Genomic DNA, 19,079 nt, shown 5'->3' on the forward strand with positions numbered 1-19,079 from the left:
GGTTTGGCGCAGATGATACGGTTTGGCTTTTAGTTGTTTTAATGCGTTCTCTCGGCCTCGCTTGTTATGCCAGCCCACGCAGGACTTAATAGGCGGTAGCCGTATTGCGCCGAATTTTGGCCTTCGAGCATTTGGCGCAACGCTTTGGTTATTTGCGCTTTACGGCCTTGCATGGTGTCTGACTTGAATAATAATTGAAGGCATCTTATCGGTCTGTTCTTGTCTGTTCAAATTCATGGTCATTGGCTACTTCGAGTCGAATTTGATCAGTCAGCATCTACTTTGTTCTTGATCGATTGTAAATCGCCCGAGCCCAGCCCGGGAGCCGCCACATCCTTACAGGTACCATGGTGTCAAACAGCGGCACAAATTTCCGCTTTAGTCGGCCATTCGGACGCCTTTGGATCGACCTTAGAAATAACGGATCTGCACTTTTTTTTGCGCAGGTCCGTTTGATTACCAGGCTAGGCGTCACATGACGATACATAGATGGACCATGCTTGACTGCGCTGCGACACGCTCAAGCTCAGACCTAAAATCGGTAAGCTCGTCAATGGCATCGTCTTGCTTCCAGCCGTCCGCGGTCGTTAGCGCGTTAGGATTGGTTTGCAGGTGGTCCAATATCACGGATACCGAAGACAATACGGCTGCGGCCGGAAACCAATTGGCGACTGATGCCGACCAGCCTTCTTCGCAGTCTTCAAACTCGCCGGTTTCGTCCATGTTATAGCGAACGTCAGTATCATCATAAAAGGCGCTAAGCGGGGTGACATTGAGTTTGTCAGCCAACGCATCCAGTGGCTCTTGCAGGTAGAAGACAGCGGAATGATCTTCGCCGTTGCTCTCGTAAGTTTCGCCGTTACGGATATTCAACCAAAGCGTCATACTCATCGTTGTTTCCTTGTGGTGGGTAGAGAATTGAATGGGGTGTACCAATAAGCGCTGTCTTGCCGAAGTAATGGCTCGCTTTGATAGCCATAACAAAGGTATTTCTGGACTTCAAGGATTAACCGGTCCAGTGACAGCCCAGTATCCGAAGTTCTTGGGGGCGGCAAACGTATAGACATCGATTGCGGAAACGTTGGAAAGCTTTCCGTCTCCGTCAAGCGTTCCGAAGGCTCCGATGAACCACCCCGCATTGCCACTGACCAGTACAAAGTGTCTGTATGACGCCGGAAGTTTACGGCCGGCGTTCCGCATCGGAATATGCCGCTAGGTTCAAGCCCAAGCTTGTGTGCTGCAACATACCCAGTGTTATCGAAGCTACCGATTAAATCAGACCTATCAATTAACGGCCTGAGATATTTGTAACAGCGGCGGGCTGAAGTCAAAACCGAAATGCTTAGGGTCTTCGCCTATCACCGCCGCCGAGACGATGTAAAACACGTAATCATAGGTTTCTACTGGAATTTCGTATTGCTGGATGAATTTCCAGAAGTTGCGGTCGCGCGGGTTATCCGGCATTTTTTCCACCATCCCGCGTACCTTATTGTGGCCGTAGTTATAACTGGCCATCACCAACAAGCCCGATGCCTGCGCCTGCTTGCTGTAGATGTATTTCAGGTATTTGGCGCCAGCTTGGGTGGCCTGCGCAAAATCAAAACGCGCATCCTGCTCGTCGTATTCTCTGACATTCGCCAGCGGTCCGGGCGGCAGTCCGTATTCCTGGCCGGTGGTGGCCAAGAATTGCCAGGCACCCTTGGCTATGCCAAAACGGGTCTCCGGCCCTATCGCTTTCGTGTCGTAATTGCTTTCCTGCAGAGGCAAATAGATAAAATAAGCGGGCAGACCTTCCTTATCCAAGGCTTCCAGCACCATCGGGCCGTATTGGTTGTCTTGCATGTTTTTAATAGCCAGGCGCAATCTGCCGGTATCCTGCCAGTTTTTGATGTATTGCCGTACTTGCGTGACAAACTCGTCCGGCAGTTCCAATTCGCTTTCGCCAAAGCCTCTGACCACACGAGTGATTAACTCACGTTCGTATTGTTCGTCGGTCGGAAAGCTCAGGCGTAGAAAATCGATTTCTTTCAGGTATTCCTGATACTTGGCTTTCATCAGCTTAAGCTTCTGCCGTTCCTCGGCCAGGCGTTTTTTTTCTTCCAGAATTTTCGCCTGCTCGGCTTTGATGCGCTCCTGCGAGACCTTTAGTTTTTCGTCCTTTAACTCCTCCAGAGCCTTACCCAGAGATTCGATATTTTCCGCCAAGCGAATATCGGCTTGCGACAAACTGACTTCCAAGGTTTTCACGTCGTAAAACATATTGATCGCCAGCTTGCGGGCATTGTCCAGCGCCAGGTATTGGTAAGTGACCAAGCCGGCGGCGATTACAAACAAGACTCCCAAAGACCAAATCAGTTTTTTGTAATTTTTGGTTCTGACGGTTCTATCCTCGCGGATCACCCGCCGCACCATGCGCGTGTAATCGCCCATATCCGCCGATTCTTCTTCGGACAACAGGCGGTTTTTGATGGCGTCGGCAGATAAATTCGGCTGCGGCTTGGGTGGTGGGGCTATGGGCTGATTTAAAACAGGCGTTTGGGCAGCGGCAAATAAAGTGGCATCGTCTTTTGCCGTGGGCAAAACGGGCTTTACATTCGCGGAGGCGATTTTTAGTTCAAACGGCGAAACGCCCAGGCCCAACAACACCGGCAAATGCAACTTGGTTTTAGCAGCCAGCCGTTGTTTGTCCAGATACACGCCGTGCGTGCTATTTAAGTCATAAAGCCACCAGCCATCCGGTTCGCGCTTAATTTCCAAATGATGCCGGCTGATTGATTGATCGTTGACGACCACCGAATTCTCTGGGGACCGGCCAACGTTGAAACTGTTTTCGAAAGCGAAATTGCCGATTATTTGTCCGCTAATATTCAGCAAATCGACCAGAAGCGTCTCGGGCTTGGCTAATACCGTGCGATCAGCATCCGTTTCCGCTGCTTTAAACGGACTGACTCCCATGAAAACAGTTTTATCGTCTTCCATCAATTTGCCTCGTCGTTGCAGCGCTTACGCCAGACCTTGCTATCGGTATGTGGTAGGGGCTTTAGCGAGTAACAACATTAGTCGCCTTTTATTATCAGTAACGGCAAAACAAGATCCCCCTAAATGCTGGCAAGTTTCCTTTTGCCAGTGCCGAGCAAGCATAGTCCAACAACGACTGTCGTGCTTACGAGGCCTTGCGGGCGGCAATGGCCTGGCTGAGTTGGTACACCGCCATAGCGTATAGCGGGCTGTGGTTGTAACGGGTGATGACATAGAAGTTATGCAGGCCTACCCATAAATCTTCCCCCATCTGCTGCTGATACGCCAACAGCTTGACGGTTTCGCTTGCGGCCAGTTCTGTCGGGACATCTACCCCTAAACGACGCAATTCACCGACATTGGTGTCGGGCTTAACGCCCTTGCTTAATGCTTGCCGATAGGCTTCGCCACGGGCACTAACCGGGTAAGCGACAGCCCCGCCCGGTTGCCACTGGTTGCGCACGAAATAATTAGCCACACTGGCAATCGCATCTGAGCTGTTAGTCCAGATATTCCGTTTGCCGTCCAGATCAAAATCCTTGGCATAACCGCGAAAACTGCTGGGCATGAATTGCGGCAAACCCATCGCCCCGGCGTAAGACCCCATGGGTTGCAGAGGGTCCATGTGCTCTTCGCGGGCCAGCACCAGAAATTGCTCCAGTTCCTTCAGGAAGAATTCGCTGCGCGGCGGATAGGCAAAACCCAAGGTAGCCAGCGCATCGATCACCCGATATTTGCCGGTATGCGCGCCGTATTTGGTTTCCACGCCGATGATGGCGATAATGATTTCCGCCGGCACGCCGTATTGGCTTTCCACAGCTTTTAGGGTTGCCTCGTTGTCTTTCCAAAACTGCACACCGCCCGCAATACGCGCCTCGGTCATGAATATCTCGCGATACTGAAACCAGGGCTTGCCCTCCGCCGGTTTGGACATCGCATCCAAAATCGGCTGCTGGATTTGCACGGCCTTGAACAAATTCCGCAATTCAGCTTCGTTGAAATGCTGCTGCTTGACCATGTTGTGGATAAACTGTTTGAAGCTGTCTGTTTCGGCAACTTCAGCGGAGGCGGAAACCGGACCCAGTAGCGTAGCAGCTAAAAGCCAAGCGGATAGTTTCGTGTGCATATTCATAAGCCAATTAAACGGGTAGTAGTTTACGGTGAGTATGGATGGACATCAGAATACCGAAGCCAGCCATCAGCGTCACCATCGAGGTGCCGCCGTAGCTAATCAATGGTAGCGGCACGCCGACCACCGGCAGCACGCCGATCACCATGCCGATATTCACAAAAACGTAGACAAAAAAAGTAAAGGCCAAACTGCCGGCTAACAAGCGCGAGTAGGTATCCTGGGCTTGCACGGCAATGTAGAAACACCGGCTGATGACCAGCAGATACAAAACCAGCAGCCCGACGCAGCCGAACAAGCCAAATTCCTCGGCAAACACCGCAAAGATAAAGTCCGTGGAGCTTTCCGGTAAAAAATCCAGTTCCGCCTGACTACTACCCAACCAGCCCTTGCCATTGATGCCGCCGGAACCGATGGCAATCTTGGATTGAATGATATGGTAACCGGCGCCCATGGGGTCCGCTTCCGGATTCATAAACGTCAATACGCGGTTGCGCTGATAGTCGCGCATGAAATGCCACAACACCGGGGTCAAGGACGCCAGTAAAGCCACAATGCCTAGCATGAACCACCACGACAAGCCGGCGAAGAACAACACCGCCGCCCCGGAGCTGGCAACCAGCAAGGAGGTCCCCAAATCCGGCTGTTTTGCAATCAGTAAAACCGGCACTATCAATAGCGTCGCCGCGCCCAACACATGCTTGGGCTTGGGCGGCAAGGCCCGTTCCGACAGATACCAGGCCACCATCATCGGCGCACTGATTTTGGTGAATTCGGACGGTTGAAAACGAAAGAAACCCAGATCTAACCAACGCTGCGCCCCCATACTGATCTGTCCCATCACCGCCACTGCCAGTAACAACAACACGCAAATCGAGAACAAGGCCACCGAAAAACTTTGGAAACGTCGCGGGTTGATATGCGCCAAAACGATCATCAATAAAATGGCGAAACCCATGCGGGTGGCATGCCGAATCAACAAGGGCACCTCTTGCCCGCCGGCGCTGTATAAGATCACAAAACTGGTAGCGCAAATCAGCAACAGCCCGATAAACAACGGGATGTCGATATGCAGCTTTCTGAGTAAATTACCCAGCAGCGATGGCGGCTGAAACTGCTCATTGCGCATTTCGGTTCTCATGGCTGCGGCTCCTTTTTTTGATTCAGATAGGCATCGATAATTTCGCCGGCGATAGGCGCCGCCACCGAGCCGCCGTGGCCGCCGTGTTCGGCGATAATCGCCACCGCAATTTGCGGATCGTGGACCGGCGCAAAGGCGATGAACAAAGCATGATCGCGCATTTTAAAATCGATGGCGTCCTCGTTGTATTTCTCTTCCTGCTTGATGGTAAACACCTGCGCTGTACCGGTCTTGCCGGCAATTTGATAGGTAATGGCCTTAGCCAAGCGACCGGCGGTTCCCCTGGTTCCATGCACCACGTTAGTCATGCCTTTAATAATATTTTCGACATTTTGAGTCTTCAACGGAATCAAGGCATCGGCTTTACCGCCTATCATGTCCGCGTAATCAGCGCTGATAATACTGTGCACCAAATGCGGTGTGATCACTTTGCCGTAGTTAGCCAGCGTAGCAGTAGCGTGAGCCAACTGCAGCGGCGTGGCTTGCGTGTAACCCTGGCCGATCCCGGTAATCAGCGTTTCGCCCGGAAACCACGCCTGGCTACGGTAATGTTTTTTCCATTCTTTGGACGGCATCAAACCATCGACTTCGCCAACCAAATCGATCCCGGTTTTTCGACCGAAACTGAATTTGTCCATAAAGTCGTGCATCTTATCGATACCCAATGCTAAGGCCAGGTCGTAAAAATACACGTCGCAAGACTGGGTAATCGCCTCGTTCATATCCACCATGCCGTGCCCCCACTTTTTCCAGTCGCGATACTTGTGATCGACATTCGGCAGCTTGTAATAACCCGGACAGAACAAACGGTGGTTAAAATCGGTGACGCCATATTCCAGACCGGCCAAGCCTAGAAACGGCTTGACGGTGGAACCCGGCGGATACTGGCCGCGCAAGGCTCGGTTGTATAAAGGTTGATCCGGCGAGTCCTGCAAGGCTTTGTATTCTTTGCCGGAAATCCCGGAAACAAACGGATTGGGATCGAAACCGGGCCGGCTGGCGAACACCAGCACCCCGCCGGTTTTGATTTCAATCGCCACCGCCGCGCCGTTGTATTCCGACAAGGCATCGTAGGCGATTTTTTGTAAATCGATGTCCAGCGTCAAATAGATGTTGGAACCTGCCACCGGCTCCACCGTCGCCACTGTGTTGACGGCCCTGGCCTGCGCGTTGGTTTCTATTTCCTCGTAGCCGGCGGTGCCCAGCAAATGCTCTTCATAGGTTTTTTCGATGCCGGTTTTGCCGATGTGGTTGGTACCGCGATATTTGGCCAGTGGTAAGGTTTGCATTTCCTTCTCGTTAATCCGACCGACATAGCCGACCACATGAGAAGCCAAGTCGCCGTAAGGATAATGGCGCACCAAGCGGGCGTAGACATCGACACCAGGGAAATACGGCCTGACCACGGCAAATTTAGCGACTTCCTCGTCGCTCAGATTCTGCAGTAACGGCGTACTGGTGAAGGATTTGTTGCGCTTACGCTGCTTTTGAAACAGATCGATTTTTTCTTCGGAAATGTCCAGCAGCTTCTGTAGCCTGACTAGGGTGTCGTCAAGATTTTCGATCTGCTCCGGGATCAGTTCCAAACTGTAGGTGGGCACGTTTTCTGCGAGCATCCGGCCCTTGCGGTCGTAAATCACGCCACGGGTGGGTGGCAGCGGCGAAATCTTGATGCGGTTGTCCTTGGATAAGGTTGCGTAGTGCTCGTGGCCAACCACCTGCAAATACACCAAACGGGTAACCAAACCGGCGATCAAAAACAGGATCAAGATAAACGCCGCGACGATGCGGCTTAAAAATAAGCGACTTTCGGCGAGCGGATCTTTAATGGCGAATTTTCTATCCATGCTCCGTTAGACGATGCGTGCCATTACCCGGATATAACGCAGCACCACAAACACCAGCGGCCACACCAAGGTGCCGGATAACACCGGATACCAAAACGCCAGGGATAGGCGATTGCCGGCTTGCATGCTTTCGGTCCCGAAAATAATGCTCTGCGATGCAAACAAGCACAAAAACACAAACAAGCATTGCTGCACCATCGGAAATTGCCGCAAACGCCGATGCTCGTTGATACTGAAATAGCAAATCAGCGCATAAATCAAGGCATACTGCCCCAGCAAACGGCCGGTTAATACGTCAGTCAACAAACCTATCGACCAAGCGCTGAATACGCCAAACCGTTCCGGCAAGGCAATCGACCAATAGATCAATACCAGCACAATCCAGTCCGGATTGAATACATCCATACTGGGAAACAGCGACATTACCCGCAGCACCATCGCCGCGCCTATGGTAACGATGAAGTAAACGGTGGCGGCAAAATCAAGGCGCGACATGCTCGGCTTCCTTGGCTTCCGGCTCGGCTGGCGCTTTACCCTGCTCGCCTAACACCACCGGCGTGGAATGACTCCAGACGATCAAAAACTCGCGGCTTTTATCCAATTCCGCCTTGGGCGTGGCGTAAATATTGGCAAAGGATTTGTCCGGCCTGGCTTCGAATTTATCCACTACCGCCACCGGATAACCGGCCGGAAATACGCCGCCCAGCCCGGAGGTAACCAGCAAATCACCCGGCACGATGTCGGCGTTATTGGCAAGAAACGGCAAATGCAGTCGATTGGGCTGGCCGGTACCGAAAGCAATGGTACGCAAACCGTTGCGGTTAACCTGTACCGGGACGGCATGGTCGGGATCGGTGATCAGCATCACTTCCGAGCTGGACGGTAATGCTCGCACCACTTGGCCGACGATGCCGTTGGCATCCAAAACAGGCTGTTCCGGATGCACGCCAAAACGCGAGCCTTTGTTGACCACCACGGTGTGTTCGTAAGGCGCCAGTTTTACCGACACCAGATCAGCTACCAGAACCTGTTCGCCCAGCTGAAAGGAGTTTTCCAGCAACATTCGCAGCCGGGTGTTTTCCTTTTCCAAGGCTGCGAATTTCAACAATTTCGCATCGTTGACGAACTGAGCCTCTTTCAAGCGGCGGTTTTCTTTTTGCAATTCCACAAAAGAAATGACCGTTCCAGAAACCGTTTGATAAAAATCGACCGGCAGACTGGCCAGCGACTGTAGTGGATAGGTGAACACCGATAACAAGGAACGCAGCCGATCCAGGCGTTCACTGCGATAATCAATCACTAACATCGAAATTGATACCAGCAATGCCACCAGTAAGCGGGTATTAAGTGAAGGGCCTTTGGCAAATAAGAGTTTTATGGCAAACCTCTAACAATCAAAACGCGACGGGCAAGACCGGCACCCATCGACGCGACAGCAAGAACAATCAAGCTCCGCTCATGGGCAGTTCATGTGCCGAGCGGCATAAATTCGTAGAAAAGGCCGCTGTAGCCGCTTTACGCGGTCACAGCGGCCTTTCAGAGATATTCAGTACAGGGCTTATTCCAAAGAAAACGCCGAAGCACCTTTAGAGTCCAACATTTCCAACACCATGCCGCCGCCGCGGGCCACGCAAGTCAAAGGATCGTCGGCGATATACACCGGCAGACCGGTTTCCTCGGAAATCAGGCGGTCGATGTCTTTCAACAATGCGCCGCCACCGGTCAACACGATACCGCGACTGGCCACATCCGCGCCTAGTTCTGGTGGAGTTTGTTCCAAGGCCACTTTCACAGCACTGACGATGCCCGATAAGGGTTCTTGCAAGGCTTCCAGAATTTCATTGCTGTTCAGCGAGAAGCTGCGTGGCACGCCCTCGGCCAGATTACGGCCGGTGACCTGCATCTCCCGCACTTCGCTGCCGGGATACGCGGCGCCGATTTGATGTTTGATTTTCTCGGCGGTGGCTTCGCCGATCAAGGTACCGTAATTACGGCGCACATAACTGATGATGGCATCATCAAAGCGGTCGCCGCCGATTCTGACCGACGCCGAATACACGATACCGTTCAAGGAGATCACCGCTACTTCCGATGTACCGCCGCCAATGTCCAGCACCATCGAACCGTGGGCGGTATCCACGGGCAAACCAGCGCCAACTGCAGCCGACATAGGCTCTTCAATCAAATAAACTTCTCTAGCGCCGGCCATGGCCGCCGATTCACGAATTGCCCGCCGTTCTACTTGGGTAGAGCCGCAAGGCACGCAGATCAAAATGCGCGGGCTTGGCCGCAATAATTTATTTTCATGCACTTTTTTGATAAAAAACCGCAGCATGCGTTCGGTCACGGCGAAGTCGGCAATCACGCCGTCTTTCAACGGCCGAATAGCGGTGATATTGCCGGGCGTACGGCCCAGCATGCTTTTGGCGTCGGCGCCGATGGCGGCGATGGTTTTTTGGCCGCGAATTTTGTCTTCTTTAATCGCCACCACGGAAGGCTCGTTGAGTACGATTCCCTGGCCCGGAACATAAATCAGCGTATTTGCCGTACCCAAATCGATAGACAAATCATTGGAAAACAGGCCACGAATTCTTTTAAACATTTTATGCAGTACCCTAAGCGCACACGGAAAATCCCGCTACTTTAACAATCAAGCAGGTATTTGAGCAAGATATAAAGTATCATAGTTTTACTAAGAAAACCTGGAGTTACAAGAATGTCGTTAACGGCGAATGACGTTAAAAAAATCGCTCACCTGGCAAGGCTGGGCATTGCTGAACAAGATGTCGAACACTATGCAAAAGACCTATCGGGCATACTGGAATTAATGACGCAAATGGGCCAATTAGACACGACCGGCGTGACGCCCATGGCGCATCCGCTGGATCAAATGCAGCGCCTGCGCGATGACGCCGTCACCGAGACCGATCAGCGCGACCATTTCCAAACCATCGCCCCGCAAACCGAAGCCGGATTGTACCTGGTCCCCAAAGTCATCGATTAAGGACGATTATGCACAAACTTACCCTCACCGAGCTGGCAGCCGGGCTGCGCAGCAAAGCATTCTCCAGCATAGAACTGACTCAACATTTTCTGGACCGCACCCACCAGCACCAGAACCTGAACGCATTTATCACTGTAAACGCCCACAGCGCCTTGCAACAGGCCCAGGCGGCCGATCAGTTGCTGGCTACCGGCAACGCCGGACCATTGGCCGGCATCCCCATCGCCCAAAAAGACATTTTCTGCACGCTAGGCACTAAAACCAGCTGCGGCTCGAAAATGCTGGATAACTTCATCGCCCCTTACGATGCCACGGTGGTTGAACGCTTCAACAGGGCCGGCGCGGTGATGCTAGGCAAATTGAACATGGACGAGTTTGCGATGGGTTCGTCCAACGAAAACAGTTTCTACGGCCCGGTGCGCAACCCTTGGACGACCGATTGCGTCCCCGGTGGCTCGTCCGGCGGCTCGGCGGCGGCAGTCGCGGCGCGTCTGGCGCCTGCGGTGACCGGCACAGACACCGGCGGCTCGATTCGCCAGCCGGCAGCGCTGTGCGGTATCACCGGATTGAAACCGACTTACGGCCGCGTGTCGCGTTATGGCATGATCGCCTACGCTTCCAGCCTGGATCAAGGCGGCCCGATGGCGCGTAGCGCCGAAGACGCGGCTTTACTTTTGCAGGTGATGGCCGGCTTCGATCCCAAAGATTCGACCAGCGTCGATCAACCCGTACCTGACTATAGCGCCAGCCTGAACGATAGTTTACAAGGCCTGAAAATCGGTCTGCCGAAACAGTTTTTCAGCACAGGGCTGAATAGCCAAATGGCCGCCACCATCCACGCCGCGGTTGCCGAATATCAAAAACTGGGCGCGGAAGTCAAAGAAGTGGACATGCCGAATCTGCAGTTGGCAATCCCTGCTTATTACGTGATCGCTTCCGCCGAATGCTCGTCCAACCTATCGCGCTACGACGGCGTGCGCTTCGGTTACCGTTGCCAAAATCCCGCAGACTTGACCGACCTTTACACCCGCTCGCGCGGCGAAGCCTTCGGCGCGGAAGTGAAGCGGCGGATTTTGATGGGCACTTATGCGCTGTCAGCTGGCTACTATGACGCATATTATTTAAAAGCCCAGCAAGTGCGCCGCCTGATCAGCGACGACTTCAAACGCGCTTTGAGCGAAGTCGACGTACTAATGGGCCCGGTCACGCCAAGCACGGCATTCAAAATCGGCGAAAAAACCAGCGATCCGATTCAGATGTATCTGGAAGATATTTACACCATTGCCATCAACTTGGCGGGTTTGCCGGCGATGTCGATTCCGGCCGGATTCATGGACGGCAAACCTGTGGGCTTACACGTGATAGGCAATTATTTCAGCGAAGCCAAGTTGCTGAATGTCGGCCACCGCTACCAGCAAGCGACCGATTGGCATTTGCAAATACCGAAAGGTTTCGAATAACACGGGAGGCAAGATGGCGCCGATCACGCAATTGTCGCAACTCGACCCCAACGGCACCTATAGCTACGCCGATTATCTGACCTGGCGGCTGGAAGAAAGTGTAGAGTTGATCAAGGGAAAGATCATAGCGATGTCGCCGGCGCCTAGTAGGAAACACCAAAGTGTGTCGCTAAATTTATCCGTCAGTTTGGGCAATCATTTCAAGCACAAGCATTGCAATGTGTACGTTGCCCCTTTCGACGTCAAACTCTATGATCGGCGTAAACCCCTGCTGCAAGACCGCGAAGTGTTCAGCGTCGTGCAGCCGGATTTGTGCGTCATCTGCGACAAGGAAAAATTGACCGAACAGGGCTGTGACGGCGCGCCGGATTGGATCATCGAGATTTTGTCGCCTGGCAACAGCCAGAGGGAATTAAGGTTGAAATTCCAGTTGTATCAGGAAAGCGCAGTCACTGAATACTGGATCGTGCACCCCTATGAACAAACCCTGTATCAGTTCGTGCTCGACCAAAATCAAAAGTATCAGTTGCACGCCATGCACCCCGGCGACGAAATCGCTACACCCTATTTATTCCCCGACCTGCAAATCGACCTGAACGACGTTTTTGCCGAATAAGCTTTAAAGGAACCACGAATGAACTCACAATGGGAAGCCGTCATCGGCCTGGAAATCCACACCCAACTGTCTACAAAATCGAAAATCTTCTCCGGTGCCGCCACCGCTTACGGCGCGGAACCCAATACCCAAGCTTGCGCTGTCGACTTGGGCTTGCCGGGGGTTTTGCCCATATTGAATAAAGACGCGGTGCGCAAGGCCGTCACCTTTGGCTTGGCGATTGACGCCGAGATTGCCCCGCATTCGGTGTTCGCCCGCAAAAACTATTTTTATCCGGACTTACCGAAAGGCTACCAAATCAGCCAGTTCGAACTGCCTATCGTCGGCAATGGCCATCTGGACATCGAAGTCGATGGTGTCAGCAAACGCATCGGCATCACCCGCGCCCATCTTGAAGAAGACGCCGGCAAATCCTTGCACGAAGACTTCCACGGCCTGACCGGCATCGACTTGAACCGCGCCGGCACACCCCTGCTGGAAATCGTTTCCGAACCGGATATGCGTTCGGCTAAGGAAGCGGTCGCTTACATGCGCAAGCTGCACGAACTGGTGCGCTACCTGGAAATCTGCGACGGCAATATGCAGGAAGGTTCGTTCCGCTGCGACGCCAACGTCTCGGTGCGCCCGAAAGGCCAAGCTGAATTCGGCACCCGCGCCGAAATCAAGAACATCAACTCCTTCAAATTCGTCGAAAAAGCCATCAATCACGAAATCGAGCGGCAAATCGATGTCATCGAAGGCGGCGGCAAAGTGGTTCAGGAAACTCGCCTGTACGACGCCAACAAAGACGAAACCCGCTCCATGCGCAGCAAGGAAGAAGCCAACGACTACCGCTACTTCCCCGATCCCGACCTGTTGCCGGTATTGATTGAAGAATCGTTGAAAAACGAAATTCGTGCCACGCTACCGGAACTGCCGGATGCCAAGAAACAGCGTTTCATCGAGCAGTACGCCCTGGATAACGAAAGCGCAACCACCTTGACGTCGTCGCGCGAATTAGCCGACTTTTACGAAACAGTCGTCAAAGCCTCGGGCGGCGAAGCGAAGCTGGCGGGCAACTGGCTGACCGGCGACGTGTTGGGCGCATTGAACAAAGCCGGATTGGAAATCGGCGATTGCCCGGTCAATGCCGAGCGCCTGGCCGGCCTGCTCAAACGCATTGCCGACAACACCATCTCAGGTAAAACCGCCAAACAGGTATTCGATAAGCTCTGGAACAGCACCGACAGTGCCGACGAGATCATCGAAAAAGAAGGCTTGAAGCAGATCACCGACAGCGGTGCGATAGAAGCCATCGTCGATAAAGTGATAGCCGCCAACCCGGTGCCAGTCGAGCAATATCGGGCCGGCAAGGACAAAGCGTTGATGGCTTTGGTCGGGCAGATCATGAAAGAAACCCAAGGCAAAGCCAATCCGGGCGAAGTGAACAAGATGTTGATTGCCAAGCTGAAAAGCTAAGGACTCAAGGGTGGCCGGAAAAATTTCGGTCTCCCGCGTTCAAGCCGATCATGCTTCGACAGACTCAGCACGAACGGCTTGACGACAGAAGGCAGGGCTTCCGGAACAGCCTACCGGACAGCCGAAATTGTTAAATCACGACCTTGGATCCCTATCGGCGGGCAGATACAAAATTTCCGGCAATACCAATTCCCAATGCTCGCAACGCAGACTTTCGGTATCGCCGGCGGTTTTATGCCTTACCGAAATGGCGACAACCCGCACCGCCACTATCCTACCTGCTGGCGGCATAAAAGCCTTGGCCATCCGCGTGACTGCCATGCCGTTTAAATCCGCCAGTTCCCAACCGCTTTGCCCATCGCTTCTGGCGCGCAATATCAACTCGCTGCCGACCTCCAATGCCGCAATCGCCCGATGAATAGGCTTATCCGCCGCGAAATATCCTGGCCATGACAGGACAACTTGCTCCAAATCGGCCACCCAAGTACGTTGACCCAGCGCTGGCAATTCTCGACTGAATTGCGGCTGGGTCTTAACGCAAAGCGCTTCGCAGTCTCGGATAAAAGCATGCCGCCCACCCTGTTTGGCGCACAAAGTCAGGGTTTTGCGAGCGCGGGTCATTGCCACATAAAACAGCCGCCGCTCGTCATCGCTGCTCTGCTGCCAACCGCCGCCGTCCAGAATCAGCACATGGTCAAACTCCAAACCCTTGGCTCGATGCGCGGTCAACAGTAGCAGCGGGGCGTGCCGGCTGTCGTTTGCCCCGGACTGGCTACCGGAACCGAATTCGTAAAGCGCTTCGACGACGTTGCTAACCACATGCTGACAACCCGGCGCGACCGCCTCGGAGGCAATGATGAATTGCGCCAGCATGGCGCGATAAGGATGTTCGATCAGCTCATCGACAGATTGCCGGTAGCGGCGCTTAAACCAGCGCGACAAGGTTCCGTAGCGCAGCAATACTCTGGATTTACCGGACTTGCTCCGCAGCTTGTTCAACAAAGCCAGTAAGCTGTGGCCTTCCCTTGTGCCGTGCAAATTCAGCAAAGCACTGTCACGCAGCAGCCTCACCGGGATCCCTTGTAGACGACATAATTCGGCCAGAGGCTCCAATGTTTCCCAATGTCTGGCAATCACCGCAAACCGGCCCCAATGGCTGACTTGGCCCGCGTTTGCCAAATGATTCAACCGCACCAGCTCGGCCAACGCCACTTCGACTTCACCGTGGAGTGGTGATGGCGTTTCCAGGATATGTACCCGGCCTTGCGTCAAACTATCCAGTTCGGCAAATTCGCCGCCGTCCGCCGCATCCCGACGCGCGTAATTGATTTGGATGGCGTGCTGCGTTTTCATCCGCTCCCGCGCCGGCGTAATTACCCGGTTTGCACAATGGATGATCTGCGCGGTGGAGCGATAATTTTCAATCAGATAGTAGGTCTTGGCCTGATAGTCCGTGGCAAACTGCTTAATGAAGCGCACGTTGGCGCCGTCAAACGCATAAATATTTTGGTCATCGTCGCCCACCGCCAACAACGACAATTTGTCTTCCTCGCTGTTGATCGCCCGGCCGGCCAACGCGCTGATCAACGCATAATGCTCGGCGTTGATGTCCTGATATTCGTCCACCAGCAAATAGCGCAAGCCGGACAACAAGCGGTCGCGTTGGATGCCCGGCCCGAGCTCGTCGCCCTGCTCCGCTTGCTGCAATAATGCCGTGGCGGATTTAAACACCGCCTTAAAGTCGACTTGTTCGCCATGCTCGGCGGCCACCGCGTAACTGGTGCCGGTTAGCCGCATCGCCAGGCTGTGCAAGGTTTGCACGGTCACCCCGGCGGCATCGGCGCCGATCAAGGCCCACAAACGCTTGCGGATTTCGACGGCCGCCGAGCGGTTATAACTCAACACCATAATGTCTTCCGGCAACACCATGCATTCGCGCAGCAGCCAGGCCACCCGATGCACAATCACCTTGGTCTTGCCGGAGCCGGGGCCGGCCAATACCAATTGACTGCCTTCCGGCGGCGCGGCGACGATGGCCTGTTGCTCTGGATTTTGCAAGTCGGTGAGGATGCGCCTATGCGCGGCTTCGGTGGTGGCCATTTCCAGAAGATCCTGTCGGCCGGCGAAATAGCGGCGCACGAATTCGTGTCTGTCCATACCAAAGTAATCGACGATAAAGGCCATCGCCGCCTGAATCTTGCCCAGCGCCAGCCGGGCGTATTCCGCCATCACATGCACCTGGATAATCTTGTCCTTGTAATGCAAAGCCAGCTCGGCGTAATCGGATTTTTTAAATTGCCGGCGCCGGGCCTCGGCATTGAGCTGAATACTCATCGCCGCGCGGAACACCGCCTTACCACGGGCCAGATGCAATACTTCGTTGCTGTCCAGATAAATCAGCGCCGCCGCCAAGGCCAGTTGCCAATCGCGCACATCCAGATCCTGCAAGGTCAGATCGGCTTGCAAAGCCGCTTCCAAATCCCCTTGCTTACAGGTAACCAGCAGATTATTGCCTTGGCGTTTTGCTAGAAAGTAATTTAACAAAGCCTGAGCCAAACGCATGCGCTTATGGCGGATGGTGTCGATATCCTGCCAACTGCGCAGCAATTTCAAATAGCGATTATCCTGACCGGCCGGACGCAACGCGAAAAAACCGCGCAGGCCGGTGCCATCGCCAAAGGCTTCGGCGAACGATTTCATCAAACGGGTCAATTTGTCCGGCGTCAATTCCACGCCAGCCTCGCGGCGTAAGCTGTCGCATAGCCGGCGCACGTTCAGGATCTGCCACTGCTCGCGATCCGCATCCGGCGCGGCCTCGCGCAGGCTGGCAATCAAGGCGTCTTCCAACTTACGCAAGTCTTCCAGCCTGTCGGCGGTATCGGGGTCGCGGTACAAGGTCACGCCGATTTCGGTATCGTTGGATACCAGTTTAAAACGATCCAAGTCCCGCAACATGCTCTGCACTTCGTGGGAATTGCGACCGGTCGCCAGCATTAAATCGTCGGTGCTGATGCCTTCGTCGTCTTCGCTATAAAACAATTGCGACAACAGCGCGATGTAAGGCTCGATGTCGGCGTTCGGCCCCAGTTTTTTCTGCAGCAAGACTCGGGCTTCATCGATACTGGCCACCTGCAAGCTGCCCGGAAACACCCGGGTATGATTTTCCTGACGCTCGAGCAAACGCGCTTCCTCCAGCCAGGCCACCGCGATGCGGACCTTGGTGTCGGCATCGGCGGCGTCGGGATCGATGCCGTGCTTATCCGGGATTTCCAACAAAATTTCGCCGCTGGTGACTACCACCGAACCTTCGCTGCGGTCTTTGCGCTCGATGCTGCGTAAAGCTTTTAAAATCGCTGAAATATCATGTTGCGTCAGCCGCGAATTACGCAACAAGCGAAACTGCACATCCAGATCGGCATCGTCGTACAACAACACACAGCGCGCTAAGTCTTGATCGCGGCCCGCCCGGCCCGCTTCCTGGAGATAATTTTCCAAGGAGCCCGGCGTATCCAAATGAATCACCAGCCGCACATCGGCCTTATCCACACCCATGCCAAAGGCATTGGTGGCGGCGATGACGCGCAGTTCGCCGGCGATAAAAGCTTCCTGCACCTGGCGCTTTTGCTCCGGCTGCATGCCGCCGTGAAAGTAGCCGCAATCCAGGCCGGCCTGTTTTAAAAATTCGGCCATTTCCTCCACGGTCTTCTGCCGGGCGCAAAACACGATGGCGCCGCCCTCATCGCGCAAGCTTTGCTCCAGCAAACGTAGCACTTCCGGATATTTGGCTTGGGCCGGCACCGCATGCACTTCGTACAACAGGTTTTCCCGACTGACGCCGCCGCTCAAGCACGCCAATGTGATCCCCAGGCGCTTGCGAAAATGCTCGACAATGTCTTGCACCACATCCGGCTTGGCGGTGGCGGTAAAACAAAACACCGGCGACGGCTTGTCCTTTTGCCGAGTCTTGATAAAGCGCGACACGTACAAATAATCCGGGCGAAAATCATGGCCCCATTTGGACAAACAATGCGCCTCGTCGAACACCCAGGCACCGACTTCGCGATGCTGCAAAGCCTTGGCAAACGCCGTACTTCTGAATTGTTCCGGCGCCACAAAGATCAAACCCAAATCGCCCAAGCGTAACTTATCCAACATCACTTGTCGTTCCAGCGGATTCAGCAAACTGTTGATGTAACCGGCGCAAGTGATGCCGCGCGCTTCCAGGTTATCGACCTGATCCTTCATCAAGGATTGCAGCGGTGAAATGATCACCGTCAGGCTGCCGTTGCGGTAAAACCGCGCCAGGGCCGGCAATTGGTAACATAGCGATTTACCGCCGCCGGTCGGCAGAATCGCCAGGGTCGGCGCGCCAGCAAAACCGTGTTCAACGATGACTTGTTGCAAGGACCGACCATCCTCGGTAGTCGGCGTCGGCCGGAATTGCGTAATGCCCGGAAAATAGCGCGGCAACAATTGCGACAGATCATGCTGTTCCCGGCACCAGTCGCACCCAGCATCGCCGCATGGTACATCGCGCAAGGTCGCGATCAACTCGCGGGTTTTCGGGAACGACAAACTCACCCAAGGCGGCAGTACGGAATTGCCACCCGACACCCGCAGCCAGGCCAACACATACGCCAACGGCTTGTGCCAATCCGGCTCCGGCAAATAGTCGTTGACGATGTGTTGCTGCCCGGCCCGGCACACCTTGCCGTCGGTAGCGCGCCGCCAAGCCGCTTGCGCATCGATTAACGACGGCCTTAGCGCCGCGCGCAAGGTCGCGAAGAAATTCGCTACGCCCTTGCCGTTTTCCGGCGCCAATAAAAAATGCAGGCACAACGCCTCGTCAGGATGTTCAGCCACCCGCTGGCGCAAGGCGTCGGCCTGATCCAAAAACAGCTCATAAGCCAGTTCCGCGTCGCGGACCGGGTCGTTGCGGGTGGTGGTGCAGAGTTTGTAGTCCTTCACCAGGCGGTGATAAGGATTCTGCGGAAAGGCCACCGGCGACAGCTCCAGCGTATCGACCAAAGGCAAGCGGTGCAAAGCAAGATCGGGATGCAACACGGATAAAGCCGGCTGATCGAAGGCAATCACGTTATGCCCCAACACAAACGCCGCGCCTTCGCTGATGTGATCCAGCTTTTGTGTCAGATCGGCAGCCTTGCCGGATAAACGCAAACGGGCATCGGTGTCCGGTCGATACGCGCCAATCTCCCGCAGCTTTAGGCTATCCTGCCGGGCGGTTTCAATGTCGATGCACAGGCATTTGGCTCGGATTCTGTCGGATGGTTGAGCCATTGTGTCGGGGAATGGGGATGAACGTGGATGTTTAGGTTAGCGACGCTTTGTGCTATTCGGCCGACCCGCTATACGCGAAGCTATAGGGGCCGGGGGAAATGGGGCTTA

General features: G+C 54.3%; 13 protein-coding genes. 4 read left to right on the forward strand and 9 right to left on the reverse strand.

The window, feature by feature from the left end; all coding sequences use genetic code 11:
- Window positions 1–471: 471 nt before the first annotated feature.
- The 8 genes from ACR02O_RS22050 to ACR02O_RS22085 form a co-directional block, all read right to left on the reverse strand.
- Window positions 472–891 carry a hypothetical protein gene (locus tag ACR02O_RS22050; protein WP_458138340.1) on the reverse strand — a complete coding sequence of 140 codons (420 nt, stop codon included), beginning with the start codon at window positions 889–891 and terminating at the stop codon, window positions 472–474.
- A gap of 393 nt (window positions 892–1,284) precedes the next feature.
- On the reverse strand, window positions 1,285–2,979 hold the full coding sequence (locus ACR02O_RS22055) for an FHA domain-containing protein (RefSeq protein WP_494522391.1): 1,695 nt from the start codon (window positions 2,977–2,979) through the stop codon (window positions 1,285–1,287).
- 184 nt (window positions 2,980–3,163) lie between these two features.
- Window positions 3,164–4,144 (reverse strand): lytic murein transglycosylase B, encoded by a 981-nt coding sequence (gene mltB, locus ACR02O_RS22060; RefSeq protein ID WP_494522392.1) that lies wholly within the window; start codon window positions 4,142–4,144, stop codon window positions 3,164–3,166.
- Between the two features lie 13 nt (window positions 4,145–4,157).
- Window positions 4,158–5,288, reverse strand: a complete 1,131-nt coding sequence (gene rodA, locus ACR02O_RS22065) for a rod shape-determining protein RodA (RefSeq protein ID WP_033156057.1) — start codon at window positions 5,286–5,288, stop codon at window positions 4,158–4,160.
- Window positions 5,285–7,135 (reverse strand): penicillin-binding protein 2, encoded by a 1,851-nt coding sequence (gene mrdA, locus ACR02O_RS22070; protein ID WP_494522393.1) that lies wholly within the window; start codon window positions 7,133–7,135, stop codon window positions 5,285–5,287. The genes rodA and mrdA overlap by 4 nt, the downstream gene beginning before the upstream one ends.
- A 6-nt stretch (window positions 7,136–7,141) precedes the next feature.
- On the reverse strand, window positions 7,142–7,630 hold the full coding sequence (mreD, locus tag ACR02O_RS22075) for a rod shape-determining protein MreD (protein ID WP_033156055.1): 489 nt from the start codon (window positions 7,628–7,630) through the stop codon (window positions 7,142–7,144).
- Complete coding sequence (mreC, locus tag ACR02O_RS22080; protein ID WP_051669820.1) at window positions 7,617–8,513, reverse strand: rod shape-determining protein MreC; 897 nt, start codon at window positions 8,511–8,513, stop codon at window positions 7,617–7,619. The genes mreD and mreC overlap by 14 nt, the downstream gene beginning before the upstream one ends.
- 180 nt (window positions 8,514–8,693) lie before the next feature.
- Window positions 8,694–9,737, reverse strand: a complete 1,044-nt coding sequence (locus tag ACR02O_RS22085) for a rod shape-determining protein (protein WP_020484718.1) — start codon at window positions 9,735–9,737, stop codon at window positions 8,694–8,696.
- A 114-nt stretch (window positions 9,738–9,851) separates the two neighbouring features.
- Between ACR02O_RS22085 and gatC the strand changes: the two genes are divergently transcribed.
- The 4 genes from gatC to gatB are packed head-to-tail and all read left to right on the forward strand — an operon-like array spanning window position 9,852 to window position 13,673.
- Window positions 9,852–10,139: an Asp-tRNA(Asn)/Glu-tRNA(Gln) amidotransferase subunit GatC gene (gene gatC, locus ACR02O_RS22090; protein WP_494522394.1), complete on the forward strand. Its 288-nt coding sequence runs from the start codon at window positions 9,852–9,854 to the stop codon at window positions 10,137–10,139.
- A gap of 8 nt (window positions 10,140–10,147) precedes the next feature.
- Window positions 10,148–11,599 carry an Asp-tRNA(Asn)/Glu-tRNA(Gln) amidotransferase subunit GatA gene (gene gatA, locus ACR02O_RS22095; RefSeq protein WP_458138344.1) on the forward strand — a complete coding sequence of 484 codons (1,452 nt, stop codon included), beginning with the start codon at window positions 10,148–10,150 and terminating at the stop codon, window positions 11,597–11,599.
- Window positions 11,600–11,612: 13 nt separating this feature from the next.
- Window positions 11,613–12,215, forward strand: coding sequence for a Uma2 family endonuclease (locus ACR02O_RS22100; RefSeq protein WP_458138345.1), 603 nt, complete (start codon window positions 11,613–11,615; stop codon window positions 12,213–12,215).
- A gap of 18 nt (window positions 12,216–12,233) precedes the next feature.
- Window positions 12,234–13,673: an Asp-tRNA(Asn)/Glu-tRNA(Gln) amidotransferase subunit GatB gene (gene gatB / locus ACR02O_RS22105; RefSeq protein WP_458138346.1), complete on the forward strand. Its 1,440-nt coding sequence runs from the start codon at window positions 12,234–12,236 to the stop codon at window positions 13,671–13,673.
- A gap of 135 nt (window positions 13,674–13,808) precedes the next feature.
- Here gatB and ACR02O_RS22110 read toward each other — a convergent pair whose 3' ends face one another.
- Window positions 13,809–18,971, reverse strand: coding sequence for a RecQ family ATP-dependent DNA helicase (locus ACR02O_RS22110; protein WP_494522395.1), 5,163 nt, complete (start codon window positions 18,969–18,971; stop codon window positions 13,809–13,811).
- Window positions 18,972–19,079: the final 108 nt, after the last annotated feature.

Source organism: Methylomonas sp. PHL2-19, assembly GCF_059331595.1.